Raw genomic sequence first — 231 nt, forward strand, 5'->3', positions numbered from 1 at the left:
CTCACTGGCCAAGGTCGGACGCTATCACTTTGAGTGCCGCGTCCAATGCGCCGGACTTGCGCCATTTAAGCCAGCGGTTGTAGCACGTCTGTTGCGGCGGGAAGCTCGCGGGCAAATGCTGCCACGCTCCGTCGTTTTCCCGAATCCACAAGACGGCTTCAAATATCTGACGCACGGGCGCCGCCGCACGCCCACCTCCTGCCTCGTCTTCGCTGTCGATCAGAAACACGG

Annotated in this window: 1 protein-coding gene; it reads right to left on the reverse strand. The window is 61.5% G+C overall.

Translation table 11 applies throughout. The features are described 5' to 3' along the window. Nucleotide 1 precedes the first annotated feature (1 nt). A partial coding sequence (locus tag SB771_RS37445) for a transposase (RefSeq protein WP_410722338.1) occupies nucleotides 2–231 on the reverse strand: 230 nt, incomplete at its 5' end.

Source organism: Burkholderia sp. SIMBA_051, assembly GCF_046534915.1.
Lineage (GTDB): Bacteria > Pseudomonadota > Gammaproteobacteria > Burkholderiales > Burkholderiaceae > Burkholderia > Burkholderia ambifaria.